This is a genomic window from Gemmatimonadota bacterium (assembly GCA_041390125.1).
Classification (GTDB): Bacteria; Gemmatimonadota; Gemmatimonadetes; order Longimicrobiales; family Gaopeijiaceae; genus JAGQIF01.
Window position 1 is genome coordinate 58,508 of record JAWKQN010000013.1, and the last position, 14,628, is coordinate 73,135.

13 protein-coding genes are annotated in these 14,628 nt (G+C 70.6%); 4 read left to right on the plus strand and 9 right to left on the minus strand.

What is annotated here, in order from left to right:
- Nucleotides 1–9 precede the first annotated feature (9 nt).
- Nucleotides 10–1,422, minus strand: coding sequence for an FAD-linked oxidase C-terminal domain-containing protein (locus tag R3E98_14995; protein ID MEZ4424715.1), 1,413 nt, complete (start codon nucleotides 1,420–1,422; stop codon nucleotides 10–12).
- A 230-nt stretch (nucleotides 1,423–1,652) separates the two neighbouring features.
- Here R3E98_14995 and R3E98_15000 point away from each other — a divergent pair, with 230 nt between their 5' ends.
- Entirely contained in the window at nucleotides 1,653–2,000 is a 348-nt protein-coding gene (locus tag R3E98_15000) for a hypothetical protein (GenBank protein ID MEZ4424716.1), read from the plus strand.
- Nucleotides 2,001–2,065: 65 nt separating this feature from the next.
- Here R3E98_15000 and R3E98_15005 read toward each other — a convergent pair whose 3' ends face one another.
- The 4 genes from R3E98_15005 to R3E98_15020 all read right to left on the minus strand — a co-directional run bounded on the left by R3E98_15005 (nucleotide 2,066) and on the right by R3E98_15020 (nucleotide 5,152).
- Nucleotides 2,066–2,815, minus strand: coding sequence for an MBL fold metallo-hydrolase (locus tag R3E98_15005; protein ID MEZ4424717.1), 750 nt, complete (start codon nucleotides 2,813–2,815; stop codon nucleotides 2,066–2,068).
- Between the two features lie 43 nt (nucleotides 2,816–2,858).
- Nucleotides 2,859–3,329 carry a GAF domain-containing protein gene (locus tag R3E98_15010; GenBank protein ID MEZ4424718.1) on the minus strand — a complete coding sequence of 157 codons (471 nt, stop codon included), beginning with the start codon at nucleotides 3,327–3,329 and terminating at the stop codon, nucleotides 2,859–2,861.
- A gap of 136 nt (nucleotides 3,330–3,465) precedes the next feature.
- Nucleotides 3,466–4,539, minus strand: coding sequence for a M42 family metallopeptidase (locus R3E98_15015; protein MEZ4424719.1), 1,074 nt, complete (start codon nucleotides 4,537–4,539; stop codon nucleotides 3,466–3,468).
- 184 nt (nucleotides 4,540–4,723) lie between these two features.
- Nucleotides 4,724–5,152 carry an FxsA family protein gene (locus tag R3E98_15020; protein ID MEZ4424720.1) on the minus strand — a complete coding sequence of 143 codons (429 nt, stop codon included), beginning with the start codon at nucleotides 5,150–5,152 and terminating at the stop codon, nucleotides 4,724–4,726.
- A 269-nt stretch (nucleotides 5,153–5,421) separates the two neighbouring features.
- Between R3E98_15020 and R3E98_15025 the strand changes: the two genes are divergently transcribed.
- The gene (locus R3E98_15025; protein MEZ4424721.1) at nucleotides 5,422–6,651 is read left to right on the plus strand and encodes a 4-hydroxy-3-methylbut-2-enyl diphosphate reductase; all 1,230 of its coding nucleotides are present in this window, start codon (nucleotides 5,422–5,424) and stop codon (nucleotides 6,649–6,651) included.
- Nucleotides 6,652–6,683: 32 nt separating this feature from the next.
- Here R3E98_15025 and R3E98_15030 read toward each other — a convergent pair whose 3' ends face one another.
- The 3 genes from R3E98_15030 to asnB form a co-directional block, all read right to left on the minus strand.
- The gene (locus tag R3E98_15030) at nucleotides 6,684–7,163 is read right to left on the minus strand and encodes a MarR family transcriptional regulator (GenBank protein ID MEZ4424722.1); all 480 of its coding nucleotides are present in this window, start codon (nucleotides 7,161–7,163) and stop codon (nucleotides 6,684–6,686) included.
- 23 nt (nucleotides 7,164–7,186) lie between these two features.
- The gene (gene lpdA / locus R3E98_15035) at nucleotides 7,187–8,590 is read right to left on the minus strand and encodes a dihydrolipoyl dehydrogenase (protein MEZ4424723.1); all 1,404 of its coding nucleotides are present in this window, start codon (nucleotides 8,588–8,590) and stop codon (nucleotides 7,187–7,189) included.
- 180 nt (nucleotides 8,591–8,770) lie between these two features.
- On the minus strand, nucleotides 8,771–10,435 hold the full coding sequence (gene asnB / locus R3E98_15040) for an asparagine synthase B (GenBank protein ID MEZ4424724.1): 1,665 nt from the start codon (nucleotides 10,433–10,435) through the stop codon (nucleotides 8,771–8,773).
- Nucleotides 10,436–10,715: 280 nt separating this feature from the next.
- Here asnB and R3E98_15045 point away from each other — a divergent pair, with 280 nt between their 5' ends.
- Nucleotides 10,716–11,258: a LemA family protein gene (locus tag R3E98_15045; protein ID MEZ4424725.1), complete on the plus strand. Its 543-nt coding sequence runs from the start codon at nucleotides 10,716–10,718 to the stop codon at nucleotides 11,256–11,258.
- Between the two features lie 5 nt (nucleotides 11,259–11,263).
- Nucleotides 11,264–12,994 carry a DUF2207 domain-containing protein gene (locus R3E98_15050; protein ID MEZ4424726.1) on the plus strand — a complete coding sequence of 577 codons (1,731 nt, stop codon included), beginning with the start codon at nucleotides 11,264–11,266 and terminating at the stop codon, nucleotides 12,992–12,994.
- Between the two features lie 5 nt (nucleotides 12,995–12,999).
- On the opposite strand, the gene R3E98_15055 is transcribed toward R3E98_15050, so the two are convergent.
- On the minus strand, nucleotides 13,000–14,415 hold the full coding sequence (locus R3E98_15055) for a Glu/Leu/Phe/Val dehydrogenase (GenBank protein ID MEZ4424727.1): 1,416 nt from the start codon (nucleotides 14,413–14,415) through the stop codon (nucleotides 13,000–13,002).
- Between the last annotated feature and the right edge of the window lie 213 nt (nucleotides 14,416–14,628).

Sequence of the window (14,628 nt, forward strand, 5' to 3'; positions counted from 1 at the left end):
TCTCCCACCTCATGCGTCCGCCCACACGTCGTCGGGAAGCACCTTCCCCGGATTCAGCAGGAGCGCGGGATCGAACGCCCGCTTCAGGTCGGCCATGGCCGTGAGCGCCGTGCGATCGTGGACGAGCGGCATGTACTTGCGCTTGTCCACCCCGACGCCGTGCTCACCGGTGATGGTGCCACCCACGTCGACGCAGATGCGCATGATCTCCGCGGAGGCCCGCTCCACGCGCTCCACCTGGTCCACGTCGTGCCGATCGAACAGGATGTTGGGGTGCAGGTTGCCGTCCCCGGCATGGAACACGTTCGCGACCTGCAGGCCGTACTCCGAGGCGATCCGGTCGATGGCCGCGAGCACGGCGGGCAGACGCGTGCGCGGCACGGTGGCATCCTGCACCAGCAGGTCCGGCGCGATGCGACCCATGGCGCCGAACGCCTTCTTGCGGCCCTTCCACAGGCCCGCGCGCGCTTCGGCGTCGCGGGCCGAGCGCACCTCGCGCGCGCCCGCGCGCCGACACTCCTCCGCCGCCTGCTCCGCCTCCAGGTCGAGCCCCGCTTCGAGCCCGTCGAACTCCACCACCAGCGCCGCGCCGGCATCCACGGGGTAGCCCGCAGCAAACACGCTGGCCTCCACCGCGCGGATGGTGTTGGCGTCGATGATCTCCAGCGCCGCGGGCAGCAGCCCTCGGGCGATGATGGCGGTGACGGCGGTGGCGGCCGCTTCCATGGAATCGAAGATGCCGAGCAGGGTGCGCACGCCGGGCGCGCGCGGAAGCAGGCGCACCTCGATCTCGGTGGTCAATGCGAAGCAGCCTTCCGAGCCGGTCACGGCGCCGACCAGGTCCAGCGGGTCGTCCTGCCGGCCCAGCCCCCCGAGCTCCACCACCGAGCCGTCGCTCAGCACCAGCGTCAGGCCACTCACGTAGCGCGACGTCACGCCGTACTTCAGGCAGTGCGGTCCACCCGAGTTCTCGGCGACGTTGCCGCCCAGCGTGCACGCGCTCTGGGACGACGGATCCGGCGCGTAGTAGAGCCCGTGCACGGCCGCGGCCTCGGAGAGCGCGGTGTTGATCACCCCGGGCTGGACGCGGGCGGTGCGGTTGTCGGGATCGAGCGCCAGGATGCGGTTCATGCGGCTCGTGCCCACGATGACCCCGCCCTTCGACGCAAGCGCGCCCCCGGACAGACCGGTGCCGGCGCCCCGGGGCACGATCGGCACCTGGGCGTCGGCCAGGAGGGTCACCACCGCCCGGACCTCGTCGGTGTCGGCCGGCAGCACCACGGCCTGCGGCGCGTGCCGGTAGGCGGTGAGGCCGTCCGACTCGTACACGAGCAGGCGTCCCGGATCGGTCAGGACCGCCTGGGCACCGACGACCCCGCCGAGGGCCTGGACGAGGCGCGGGCTGAGGGCGGGAGCGGTCATGGTGGGCAGGTCCGGCACATGGCTGGAGACGTGATCACCCCGAATCCGGAGCAAGGGGCCCGCGCCGGTCTGGAACGGCGTTCCGGCGCGAGGCGGCGGGATCGTACACCGCTGCCCGAGGAGGGTGCAACGGCCCCGGCTGGCGCGCGTAGATATGTGATGATAATATCACATCTCAGCGCCGCTCCTGCGCCCGGCGCCCCACGTTCCGCGAACCCCGGAGAACCCCGATGACCCGCTACTACGTCGTCAGCCTGGTGCTGCAGCTCGCCCATGTCCTGGGTGCCGAGGCCTCGCCCGCCGTGGGCGCGTACGCCGGCCTCTTCGGGGTGGGCATCCCCCTGGTGGTGGGGGTGTGGCTGGGCGCCACGGAAGGGCAGGGTGCGGGGCCGAGCGCCCGGTCGGGCTTCCTGGTCGGGCTGATCCCCGCCCTGCTGGGCCTCCTGTTGGCCGTGGCACTCGGGCACGTCGAGCCCTTCCTGCTGGTGGCGGGCAGTCTCTCCTCCGGCGTGGCCGGCGCCCTGGGTGGAGCCCTCGGCGCAGCCCTGGGGCGGCGGGGGGCGCGGGCCCGGGCCTGACCGGCCCGCCCAGCCGTGGGCGCCGTCCCGGCCGGTGACGGCGGGGTTGCGGGGTCCGCCCCCGTTCAGCCGTCCAGGAAGTCCTGGATGGCCCGCACGGACGTCTCGGCGGCGCGCCGCATCCCGGACGGGAGCGCCGCACCGTAGACCAGGTCCACCAGGCGGGTCAGATCCGCGCCCGGCTCGGCCGCGCGGGCGCGGCGCACCTGCTCGATCCGTTCCCGGCGATGGGCGCGGTAGCGGGCGATGGCCTCCGCGGGATCCTCGATGGGGGGGCCGTGCGTCGGCAGGATGCGGCGGGGGGCCAGGGCCTCGATGCGGTCCAGGGACGCGAGGTAGTCGGCGACGCACGCGCGGTAGCCTCCCACCCAGGTGGTCGATCCAGACCCGAGCAGGAGATCGCCACAGAACAAGAGCCCGTGCGGCTGCCACAGGAAGCTGAGGTGGCGCTGTGCGTGGCCGGGCGTGGCGACGGCCACCAGGTGCCCATCCCCGACGGCGAGGCTCTCCCCGTCCGCGAGGGCGCGCTCCCCCGGATCCCCGGGCCCCACGACCGGGGCGCCCAGCGCAGCCGCGAGGGCAGGCGCTCCCGCGGCGTGGTCGGCGTGGGCGTGCGTGAGGGCCACGATCACGCGGTCCTGCCCCGCCAGCGCGTCCAGCAGGGCCCGGCGGTGCGGCTCGCGGTCGGGGCCGGGATCGATCACCACGACCGGCCCGCTCCCGACCAGCCAGGTGCGCGTGCCCTCCAGCGTGAAGGGCCCGGCGTTGCCGGCATCGACGAAACGAAGAGGGAGACCGTCGACGGCGTCCGTCATCGGTCTCCCCCTGGTTTCGTCCGTCGCCCCCGAGGGGCGGAGATCATGCGCGCTCGATGGCGATCTGCTCGGCCAGCTTGTCGGCGATCATCTTGACCTCGAATTCGTCCTCTTCCGAGAACGCCGCCTTCTGCTTGCTGTCGACGTCGATCTGGCCGAAGATCTGGCTGGCGTTGCGGATGAGCACGACCATCTCGGACTTCACGTCCGGATCGCACGACAGGTAGTTCTCCACCGTGCTGACGTCGTCGATCCGCTGGTTCTGACCCTCCGACACAGCCGTGCCGCAGACGCCCGTGCCCACGGGGATCTTGGCGTGCTCGGTCCCGGCGCCGACGTAGTTGTGCAGCCAGAGCTCGCCGGCCTCGTGGTTCAGCAGGTAGACGCCGACCCAGTCGTAGCGGGAGTCGGACTCCTTGAGCTTGCGGACGGCCGCGCGCAGGAGGGCGTCGGACAGGTAGCCGTTGTCCTGCATCTCCTGCAGCTCGGCGATGAGCTTGCCTACGTTCTCCATGAACCAGTTCCGGGAAAAGGGCTGAGGGTAAGCAGAAAAGCGTAGACCCGGCGCCCGGGGGAGTCAAGCGCATGGCAGCGGGGCCCCGCCCCTCGCTGCCGCTCCAGGGACGGCCCCGCCCTACCCGCCGCCTCGCCTACTCCGGGATGAACGAGGTCTTCGGGGTCAGGCTCTCGATGAACGCCGCCATGAGCCGGGCCGTGGCCTGCACGTCCTTGAGGCTCACCACCTCGTTGGGGGAATGCATGTAGCGGTTGGGGATGGAGAGCAGCCCGGTGGGGACGCCCTTCCGGACCAGGTAGATCCCGTCCGCATCCGTGCGTGTGGCCCGGGGCGCGGCCTGGATGGTGTGCTTGATCCGGTTCTTGCGGGCCACCTCCACCAGGCGCTCGAAGACCAGCGGGTGGACGGCCGACCCGCGGGTGATGACCGGACCACCGCCCAGCTCGTGCTCGCCCAGCTCCTTCTTCTCCGCGTCGGGGACGTCCGTGCTGAACGTGACGTCCACCACCAGGGCCACGTCCGGCTCGAGGTCGTACGCGGACGTACGGGCACCTCCGCCCGAGTAGCCGATCTCCTCCTGCGTGGTGGCCACGGCCATCGCGCAGGCCTTCAGCGACTTCCGCTTGCGGGACAGGAGCCGCAGGGTCTCCAGGACCGTGTAGGCGCCGATGCGGTTGTCGATGGCACGGCTGGCGATGCGGTCTCCCGCCAGGGGCACGAGCCCCGCGTCCACGACCATCGGGTCGCCGACCGACAGGCCCATCCGGGTCACCGCCGCGCGGTCGGCCCCACCCACGTCCACCCACAGCTCTCGGGTCTTCGAAGCCTTGCCCCGCTCCTCCTCGCGCATGAGGTGGATGGGCTTCTTCCCGATCACCCCGATCACATCCCCCTTGGCGCCGAGCACGCGGACCCGCTGCCCCACGAGGACCTGGGGATCCCAGCCCCCGATCTCGCTGACGTACAGGTAGCCCTTCTCGTCGATGTGGGTGACCTGGAGACCGATCTCGTCGATGTGGCCGGCCAGCATGACCCGGGGCCGACCGGACGGGTTCACGGCGGCGACGGTGCTCCCGGTGACCAGGGTGCGGGTCTCGTCGGAGAAGGTGGCGGCTTCCTCACGCCAGACGCGGCTGGCGCGAAGCTCGAACCCGGAGGGTCCCGGCGCGTCGAGGAGACGGGTCAGGAAGTCCGTGGGCTTGTTCATGGGTCCTGTTCGGGAGGCGGTGGGCGTGGAGCCCCGGCGGGGGACGGGCGGCACCCGCGGCCTTCGCGGGCGTGGCAACCTAGAGACCAACGTGGGCCCCAGCCAGTTCTGGATGGGACAACCTGCGGGGGACTTGCGAGAGGCGTGCCGCGAAGGCCGGATGGGGCTCCGGAGCAGCGCCCGTTCAGGCCTCCGGCGGGCCCGCCGGGGCGTGGGGCTCCACCCGGATCACGGTGGCCTGCATCCAGCCGCTCTCCACCCGCTTGCGGGCGATGGCGCGCAGGCGCTTCATCCAGACCCGCCGGCTCGGCGGGAGGAGGAGGGAGAACCCCAGGAGGTCCGTCAGGATGCCCGGCGTGAGCAGCAGGGCGCCGCCGATCAGGACGCAGACGCCGCCCAGGAGCGCGTCGGTGGGCATGCGCCCCGACAGCAGCTCGCGCCGGGCGCCGAGCACGACCCGCAGGCCCTCCATGCGCGCCAGGACGGCGCCCACCAGCCCGGTCGTGATCACCAGGCCCAGCGTGGGCCAGAAGCCCACCCAGCGGCCCATCTGGAGCAGGAGGATGAGCTCCAGCACCGGGACGATCACGAAGAGCAGGGCGAGACGGGCCAACGCGGGGACTCCGTGAAGGGGTGGACCGGCGGTCCGGGCCCGGAGGGTCGCCCGATGGCGACCCCATCGCGCCCCCGCCCGCGATGGGCCGGGGACGTCCGGGTGACATGGGGGTACCCCTGCTTCGTAGGGCGGGTCCGGACGATTAGGCTTGGAGGTCCGGAGCCGGACGCGAACCGGTGGGTCCATTCCTCGAGGCCCACCACCCTCAGACCGGGGTCCGACCTTCGGCCATGCCGCGGACCGTCGGGCCCCCGGGACCAGGAGCGATGGAGCAGACCTACTTCAGGAAGGGCTTCGGCCTCCGCGCCGACATCCGCCCCCTCGTCGACGGGGAGTACCACTCGGCGCTGGTGGAGCGGATCCGCGCCCGTGGCTACGAGGACACGTTCGGCCCCGTGACGGTGCGGCTGGCGGAGGAGTTCGGCTTCTGCTACGGCGTCGACCGGGCCGTGGACTACGCCTACGAGACGCGCCTCAAGTTCCCGGACAAGCGGATCTTCCTCGTCGGCGAGATCATCCACAATCCGCACGTCAACCGTCGCCTGCAGGAGATGGGGATCGTCTTCCTCTACCCGGAGGACGGCGCCTTCGACTTCTCTGGCATCACGCCCGACGACGTGGTGCTGATCCCTGCGTTCGGCGTCACCATCCATGACTTCAATACGCTGCGCCAGGTGGGCTGCGTGCTGGTGGACACGACGTGCGGCTCGGTGTTGCACGTCTGGAAGCGGGTGGAGGGCTACGCCAAGGACGGCTTCACCGCGCTGATCCACGGGAAGTACACGCACGAGGAGTCGCGGGCCACGGCGTCGCAGGTGGAGCGCTATCCCGGCGGCACGTTCGTCATCGTACGCGACATGGAGGAGGCCATGCTGATCTGCGACTACATCGCAGGTCGTGCAGGGGCCCCCGACGCCGACACGCTGCGCGAGCACTTCGCGCTCAAGTCCTCCCCGCACTTCGAGCCGGAGAAGCACCTGCAGCGCGTGGGCGTGGCCAATCAGACGACCATGCTCGCCAACGAATCGCTGGCCATCGGGGCGCGGGTGCGCGACGCCATGGTGGAGCGCTACGGAGAGGAGCACGCCTCCACGCACTACCGCTCCTTCGGGACCATCTGCTCGGCCACGCAGGAACGGCAGGACGCCATCCTCAAGCTCATGCGGGACCCGCCCGACCGGATGATCGTGATCGGCGGCTACAACTCGTCCAACACGAACCACCTCGCCCACATCTGCCGCGAGTACACGGAGACGTATCACATCTCCGACGCGCAGTGCATCGACGTGGAATCCGGCACGGTGCGGCACAAGCCCGCATTGGACCCGCACACGCCCGAAGCCGAGACGACGGACTGGCTCCCCGACGGACCGTTCACGCTGGGCATCACGGCCGGTGCCTCCACGCCCAACAACAAGATCGGCGAGGCGATCGTGCGCGTGTTGTCCATCCTGGGCGTGGACGCCCAGCAGGTGGAGGAGCCCGCCCGGCCCTAGCGGCCGCGGGACCCGTGTGGACGTCCTCGCCGTCAGTCCAGCTCGTCGCGGACGGACAGGCCGAGCTTCTTGAGCAGGCGGTGCAGCTCCTCCCGCTCGCTCGTGTCGAGGACGCCCATGGCCTCCTCGATGATCTCCGCGTGGTCCGGGAAGATCCGGTCCAGCAGCTCGCGGCCTTCGCACGTCAGCTCCGCCGTCACCACGCGTCGGTCGCTCTCGGAGCGCACCCGCTGCACGAGGCCTTCACGCTCGAGGCGATCCATCACGTAGGTGATGTTCCCACCGGTGACGAGCAGCTTGCCCGCCAGCTCACCCAGGGTCAGCGGACCCAGGTGGTACAGCGCCTCCAGGACGCCGAACTGCGGTGTCGTCAGCCCGTGCCGCGCCAGGTCGTGCGCGACCAGCCGCGAGAACGACTGATAGCAACGGGCCAGCACGACCCACACCTTCAACGAGAGCGGATCGAACGCCTGGGGGAGCTCCCGATCGTCCGTCGTGGCCTCGCGGTCCAAGGTGACGTCGCCCCGGTCGGGCGTCAGATGTGGATGGGCCGTCCCAGGGATGCCAGGGCGCCCTCACCGATCGCTTCGGAGAGCGTCGGATGCGGGTGGATGGCCCGCTCCATCTCCTCGACGGTGGACTCGAGGTGGCGGCCCAGCACGAACTCGGCGATGAGCTCCGTGGCGTGCGGCCCCACGATGTGGGCGCCCAGGATCTCCGAGTACTTCGTGTCCCGGATCACCTTGATGAAGCCCTCGGCGTCGCCCATGGCCAGCGCGCGGCCGTTGCCGACCCAGGGGAACTTGCCCACCTCGATCTCGTGTCCGGCCTCCCGCGCCTGCTCCTCGGTGAGGCCCACCGATGCGACCTCGGGGTGGGTGTACGTGCAGTTGGGGATGTTGGAATAGTCCACCGTGTGGTGCCCGTGCCCGGCGATGTGCTCGGCGGCCACGATGCCCTCGTGGGAGGCCTTGTGGGCCAGCAGCGGTGGCTTGGTGCAGTCCCCGATGGCGTAGACGCCCTCGACATTGGTCTGCAGGAACTCGTCCGTCTCGATGAAGCCACCCTTCTCGCTCATCTTCACGCCGACGGAGTCCAGGCCCACGTCCTCGGTGTTGGGCACCCGACCGACCGCGGAAAGCACGCGGTCCACTTCGAGCACGCGCTGGCTGCCGTCCGGCAGCTTGAGCGTGAGCTGCACGCCCTGGTCCGTGCGCTGCGACCCCTCCAGCCACACGCCGGTCAGCACCTCGATCCCACGCTTCTTGTAGCGCTTGGCCACGTGGTCGGAGCACTCCTTGTCCTCGAGCGGAAGGACGCGGTCCAGCGCCTCGACGACGGTGACCTTGGAGCCGAACGACTCGTAGACGTCGGCGAACTCCATCCCCACGGCGCCCGCGCCGACCACCGCCAGGCTGCCGGGGGCCTCGGTCTGGAAGAGGGCACCGGTGGACGACCAGATGCGCTCCTCGTCGATCTGGAGATTGGGCAGGTTCCGGGGGCGCGACCCCGTCGCGACGATGATGTTCTTCGTCTGGTACGTGGTGGTCTGGCCGTCGGAGCCCTGGACCTCGACTTCGCCCTTCCCCTTGATGCGGCCGTAGCCCTGCAGGTGGGTGACCTTGTTCTTCTTGAACAGGAACCCGATGCCCTTGGAGAGCTGGTCCGCCACGCCCCGGCTGCGCTTCTGGGCGGGACCCAGGGAGATCTTCATGTCCCCGACCAGGATGCCGTGGGACTCCCCGTGCTTCATCTCGTTGACCAGCAGGGCGCTCGTCAGGAGGGCCTTGGTGGGGATGCAGCCGATGTTCAGGCAGACGCCACCGAGCTTGTCCACCTCGACGCAGGCGGCCTTCAGCCCGAGCTGCGCCGCGCGGATCGCGGCCACGTATCCGCCCGGTCCGCTCCCGATGACGATGACGTCGAACTGATCAGCCACGTGGATCTCCTTCCTGGTGAGGCCGGCAAAGTCCCCAAAGCTAGGCCGGGGGTGGGAGGGGGTAAAGCGTTCGGGGTCTGCCGTGGCATCGGGCCCGGCGGCCCGCGCGGGGCGCCCGGCGGGGAGGACGAGGCGACAGCCGGCACGCCGTGCCGGGCAGGGGTGCGGAGGCGACCGGCGTCAGTAGGCCTTCTCGTGCACCGCCCGGACGGATCGCCCGGACGGATCCACCACTTCGGACAGGGCCTGCGACCACGCCAGCGCCTCCGGCGTGCTGCACGCCACGGAGGGCCCGCCCGGCACGCACTCGGCGGCCGAGGCCAGGGGGAAATGGCGCTCGAAGATCGTCCGGTAGAAATAGCCCTCCTTGGTGGCCGGAGGGTGGATCGGGAACCGCGCGGGCGCCCGGGCCATCTCCTGGTCCGTGACGGAGGACTCGGCGTGCGCCTTCAGGGAGTCGATCCAGCCGTAGCCCACGCCGTCGGAGAACTGCTCCTTCTGCCGCCAGGCCACCGAGGCCGGCAGCAGATCCTCGAACGCCTCCCGCAGGATGTGCTTCTCCATGCGGCCCTTGCCGGCCATCTTGACCGCCGGGTCGAGCGCCATGGCCACGTCCAGGAACTCGCGGTCCAGGAAGGGCACGCGCGCCTCCACCCCCCAGGCCGCCATGGCCTTGTTGGCGCGCAGGCAGTCGAAGAGGTGCAGCCGGTCCAGCTTGCGCACCGTCTCCTCGTGGAAGGACCGGGCGTCGGGCGCGTGGTGGAAGTACAGGTAGCCCCCGAAGACCTCGTCCGACCCCTCTCCCGACAGCACCATCTTGATGCCCATGGCCCGGATGCGCCGCGCCATCAGGTACATGGGCGTGGCGGCCCGGATGGTGGTCACGTCGTAGGTCTCGAGGTGCCAGATCACGTCGGAGAGCGCGTCGATGCCCTCCTGCACCGTGAAGTGGAACTCGTGGTGGACCGTCCCGATGTGCTCCGCCACCGTGCGCGCGGCGGCCAGGTCGGGGGAGCCTTCCAGGCCCACCGCGAACGAGTGCAGGCGGGGCCACCAGGCGGGACTCTGGTCGTCGTCCTCGATGCGCCGCTCTGCGAACCGCCGAGCCACGGCCGAGATGATGGACGAATCCAGACCCCCCGACAGCAGCACCCCGTAGGGCACGTCCGACATGAGCTGGCGGTGCACGGCCGCCTCGAGCGCCTCGCGCACCCGGGCGGGATCCGTGGGACCGCCGGCGACGGCGTCGTAGTCCCGCCAGGTGGGCTCGTAGTAGCGGCGGGGCTCGCTCTCGCGGCTGTCCCAGAGGTGGCCGGGCGGGAACTCCCGGACCGTGTGGCAGATGGAGGTGAGCGCCTTCATCTCGGATGCCACGAACAACGTGCCGTGCTCGTCGTAGCCGGTGTAGAGCGGGATCACCCCGATCGGGTCGCGTCCGATCAGCCAGCGGTCGGCGTCCCGGTCGTAGAGCACGAAGGCGAAGATCCCGTTGAGATCGTTCAGGAAGTCCGTGCCCCTCTCCCGGTAGAGGGGCAGGATGATCTCGCAGTCGGACGCCGTCTGGAACGCGTAGGGCTCCCCGAGGCGGCCGCGGAGCTCCTGGTGGTTGTAGATCTCGCCGTTGACGGCCAGGACGGCGCCCCCGTCCGGCGCATGCAGCGGCTGGGCGCCGCTCAGCACATCGACGATGGCCAGGCGCTCATGGACCAGGATGGCCCGGTCGGAGCTGAAGACCCCCGACCAGTCCGGCCCGCGGTGGCGTTGCAGCTTGGAGAGCTCCAGGGCCCGGGCGCGCAGCGCGGCCGGGTCGGAGTGCAGGTCGAGGATTCCGAGGATCGAGCACATGGCCTGTCGGGGACGTGGGTCGCGTGAATGCTAGGTCGCGCGGGCGGTGCGACCAAGCCCTGTGCCGTCACGGGTCCGCGACCTGCGGCGTGCTCGGCGGTGCCCTGTCCCGGCCCGTGGCGCTCTCCGCACCGGTCCGCAGTGGGGGCCACGCCCCCGGCCGAAGAAGACGCCCCCGAATCCCGTACTCCTTGTGTGCGCACCGCCACCGGGCCCTATTCCGCCCGGAGCGGCGGGCAGACCGCGCATGCCCTCGGACCCTCAGCGGAGTCAACCAGCGATGTGGATCCTCCTGGTCGTCGGAGCCCTGATCCTCTTCGGGATCATGGCCTACAACAGCCTCGTGCGCCTGCGGGAGCGGGCGGACGGCGCCTGGTCCGACATCGACGTCCAGCTCAAGCGCCGCTACGACCTGGTGCCGAACCTGGTCGAGACGGTGAAGGGCTACGCCTCGCACGAGCAGGAGACCCTGGAGCGCGTCATCCAGGCCCGCAACCGCGCCATCGGCGCGTCCGGGCCGGCCGATCAGGCGCAGGCGGAGAACGTGCTGACGGGAGCGCTGCGGCAGCTCTTCGCCTTGGCGGAGTCCTATCCGCAACTCCAGGCCGCGGGCGGCTTCCGGGACCTGCAGGGTCAGCTCTCCGACATCGAGGAGAAGATCAGCCAGGCCCGCCGCTACTACAACGCGGTCGTGCGCGACTACAACAGCAAGCTGAAGACGATCCCCACCAACCTGGTGGCCAACGCCTTCAACTTCGAGACGCGCGAGTACTTCGAGATGGACGAGGCGGAGCGCGCCGCCCCCAAGGTGGACTTCTCCTGACGCGCATGCGCTGGCGCGAATCAGCGGCCGCGGCCCTCGTCCTCCTGGCCGCGGCCGCCCCCGCCCGGGGGCAGCAGCGCAGCATCGCCTTCGATCGGTTCGACGCGGTCGTGGAGGTCGCGACCGACGGGTCCATCGAAGTGCGGGAGCGCATCGAGGTCACGTTCACCGGAGCGTGGAACGGCATCTTCCGTCGTATTCCGGTGCGGTACGAGACGCCGCAGGGCTTCGGGTACAAGCTCTTCCTGGACGTGGAATCCGTCACGGACGAATCGGGGACCGAGCTCGAGCACTGGGTCACCGACGAGCAGGGCCACCGCCAGGTGAAGATCCGCGTCCCCGGGGCCGTGGATGCCACGCGCACGGTGGCCATCCGCTACAGCGTCCCGAACGCGCTCCGGTTCTTCGAGGAGCACGACGAGCTCTACTGGAACGTGACGGGGGACGAGTGGGAGGGCGGCATCGGGGCCGCGTCCGCGCGCATCACGTTGCCGACCGGTGTGGAGAACGTGCGCACCAACGCCTGGACCGGCGTGTACGGCGCCACCAGCCAGAACGCCGAGATCCAGGCGCAGGGCAACGAGATCTACGTGGAGACCACCGCGCCGCTCCAGTATCGCGAGGGCCTCACCGTGGCCATCGCCTGGAACCCCGGCGTGGTGGCCCGGCCGGGGCCGCTCGCGAAGGCGCTCCGCTTCCTGCGCTCCAACGTGGTGTTGACCTTCCCGCTGTTCTTCGGCTGGCTGTTCTTCGGGCTCTGGCGCCGGAAGGGGCGCGATCCCGCCAAGGGCAGCATCACCGCGCAGTACGACCCGCCCGAAGGCCTGCGGCCCGCGGAGCTGGGCACGCTCATCGATGCCACACCGCACATGCGCGACATCACGGCGACGCTCGTGGACCTGGCGGTGCGGGGCTACATCCGCCTGGAGGAAGTGGACCGGGAAGGGCTGCTCAAGTTCGGAAGCACGATGCAGATCCAGCGCGTGAAGGACCGGTCCACCTGGAGCGAGCTGCACGCGCACGAGCGCAAGATGCTCGAGGGTCTGTTCGAAGGCGGCGTCGACACCGTCACCACGGACGAGCTCAAGCAGGACTTCTATGTCCACCTGGGCGGCATCAAGGACGGGATCTGGGACCGCCTGCTGCAGAAGGGCTTCTACGACGAGCGTCCCGACAAGGTGGCGGCCAAGTACACGCTGCTGGCCCTGCTGGCCGTGGTGGCCACGCTGGTGTTGAGCGTCATGCTGGCGGCGCGCTTCTTCCTGCCCACGATCACCATCTTCGTGGCGACCATCGGCACGGCTGCCCTGACCATCCCCTTCGCGGTGCTCATGCCCGCGCGCACGGTCGGAGGCGTCAAGGCGCTCGAGCACGTGCTGGGCTTCGAGGAGTTCCTGAGCCGCGCGGACGGGGACCGTCTGCGCCGCATGAGCATCGACCCGCAGGCCTTCGAGCGCTTCCTGCCCTATGCCATGGCGCTCGGGGTCGAGGGTCGGTGGGCCAAGGCGTTCGAGGGGATCTACACGACCCCGCCCCAGTGGTACACGAGCCACCGCGGCGGGCCGTTCCGCCCGGCCCTCTGGGTGTCGGACCTGTCGGGGCTGACCGACTCCACGTCCCGGGCCATGGCCTCCACACCGGCCCGGTCTTCGGGCTCCTCCGGCAGCTCCGGCTTCAGCGGCGGGGGCGGCTTCAGCGGGGGCGGGTTCGGGGGTGGCGGCGGGGGCGGCTGGTAGGGGAGTTACGGAAAGATCCCGCGGTTCTGATAGACCCGCGCGATCTTCCCGATGGCGTGGATGTACGCGGCCGTGCGCAGGTCCACGGTGTGCGTGCGCGACACCTCCGCGAGGTTCCGGTACGCTCCCACCATGGTGTCCTCCAGACCCGAGCGTACGAGGTCGATCTCCCCTGCCCCGGCAGCGGCCCGTTCGCGCACGAGCGGGTCGAGCGGACGGCCGGCCAGGTCTTCCACGGCGGCCAGGATGCGGCGGTTGCTGGCCTCCTCGAAGCGCCGTTCCATCCGGCCGAAGCGGATGTGCGAGAGGTTCTTGATCCACTCGAAGTAGGAGACGGTCACACCACCGGCGTTCAGGTACATGTCGGGCAGGATCTGCACGCCGCGCGAAAGCAGCTGATCGGCGGCCCCGGCGGTGGTGGGGCCGTTGGCGGCCTCGGCCAGGATGCGGGCCTGGATCCGGGGCGCGTTCTCCTCGGTGATGACGTTCTCGAGCGCGGCCGGCACCAGGATCTCGCAGTCCAGCTCGAGCGCGTCCGCCGAGCGGGCCAGGAACCGGGTGGCGCCCGGACACCCCTCCAGCGTGCCGTGCTCGCGGAAGTGCGCGAGCGCCGTCTCCGCGTCCAGCCCGTCCGGATTCGCGATGGCGCCGTTGTATTCGGCCAGGGCCACGAGCACGCCCCCCGCCTCCTGGAGGAACAGCGCCGCGTGTGAGCCCACGTTCCCCAGGCCCTGCACCACGACCCGCTTGCCCGCCAGGCCGGGGGGGAGACCCAGCCCCTTCATCACCTCGGTGTCGTCGCAGAGCTCCCGAACCCCGAACAGGACGCCTCGCCCGGTCGCCTCCACGCGGCCGGCGATGCCGCCCTCCTCCACCGGCTTGCCGGTCACGCACCCGGCCGCCTCCAGCTTGTCGGGAGCCAGCGTCGCGTAGGTGTCGACGATCCACGCCATCTCCCGCCCGCCGGTCCCGTAGTCCGGCGCCGGCACATCCACCCCGGGCCCGATCAGGTTGCGGACGGCCAGCTCGTACGTGTAGCGGCGCGTGATGCGCTCGAGCTCCGCGTCGGAGTAGGCATTGCGGTCGATCCGCACCGCTCCCTTGGCGCCGCCGAAGGGGACGTCCACCATCGCGCACTTGTAGGTCATCAAGGACGCCAGCGCGATCACCTCGTCCTCGTTGGCATGATCGGCGAAGCGGATGCCTCCCTTCACGGGCGTGCGATGGGCGCTGTGGTGGGCCCGCCAGGCCTGCACCACCTCGATGGTCCCGTCGTCGCGCTTCAAGGGGAAGTGGAAGGCGTAGACGGCGTTGCACGTCCGGATCTGGTGCAGCAGATCCGCGCCGACGCCGGTGTAGGGAGCGGCCTTGTCGAAGTAGCGGTCGACCTGGGCGGAGAAGCTGGGGGTGGTGGAGGCCACGGATGTCTCCTGGGGAGGAAGCGGCTCGGGTCCCGAAACGTGGTGGGGCGCGCCGCGAGGAGCAAAGCGTTCGGTCCCCGCCCTGCCGCGCCCGGCAGCAGCTTCGCGCAACCGCGCGATCGGGGTGGGGGTCGCCGACGATCGGCGCTGGCGGCCGCGGGGCTGGCGCCCACCGGGTCACCGTCCTACTCGTTACGGTTCGTCAGCGCGCCA

What these genes read in the sequence shown, in the direction of transcription:
- R3E98_15025 (MEZ4424721.1), top strand. Translation starts at nt 5,422, where the DNA reads ATGGAGCAGACCTACTTCAGGAAGGGCTTCGGCCTCCGCGCCGACATC.
- R3E98_15015 (MEZ4424719.1), bottom strand. Translation starts at nt 4,539, where the DNA reads ATGAACAAGCCCACGGACTTCCTGACCCGTCTCCTCGACGCGCCGGGA.
- R3E98_15050 (MEZ4424726.1), top strand. Translation starts at nt 11,264, where the DNA reads ATGCGCTGGCGCGAATCAGCGGCCGCGGCCCTCGTCCTCCTGGCCGCG.
- R3E98_14995 (MEZ4424715.1), bottom strand. Translation starts at nt 1,422, where the DNA reads ATGACCGCTCCCGCCCTCAGCCCGCGCCTCGTCCAGGCCCTCGGCGGG.
- R3E98_15000 (MEZ4424716.1), top strand. Translation starts at nt 1,653, where the DNA reads ATGACCCGCTACTACGTCGTCAGCCTGGTGCTGCAGCTCGCCCATGTC.
- R3E98_15045 (MEZ4424725.1), top strand. Translation starts at nt 10,716, where the DNA reads ATGTGGATCCTCCTGGTCGTCGGAGCCCTGATCCTCTTCGGGATCATG.
- R3E98_15010 (MEZ4424718.1), bottom strand. Translation starts at nt 3,329, where the DNA reads ATGGAGAACGTAGGCAAGCTCATCGCCGAGCTGCAGGAGATGCAGGAC.
- R3E98_15005 (MEZ4424717.1), bottom strand. Translation starts at nt 2,815, where the DNA reads ATGACGGACGCCGTCGACGGTCTCCCTCTTCGTTTCGTCGATGCCGGC.
- asnB (MEZ4424724.1), bottom strand. Translation starts at nt 10,435, where the DNA reads ATGTGCTCGATCCTCGGAATCCTCGACCTGCACTCCGACCCGGCCGCG.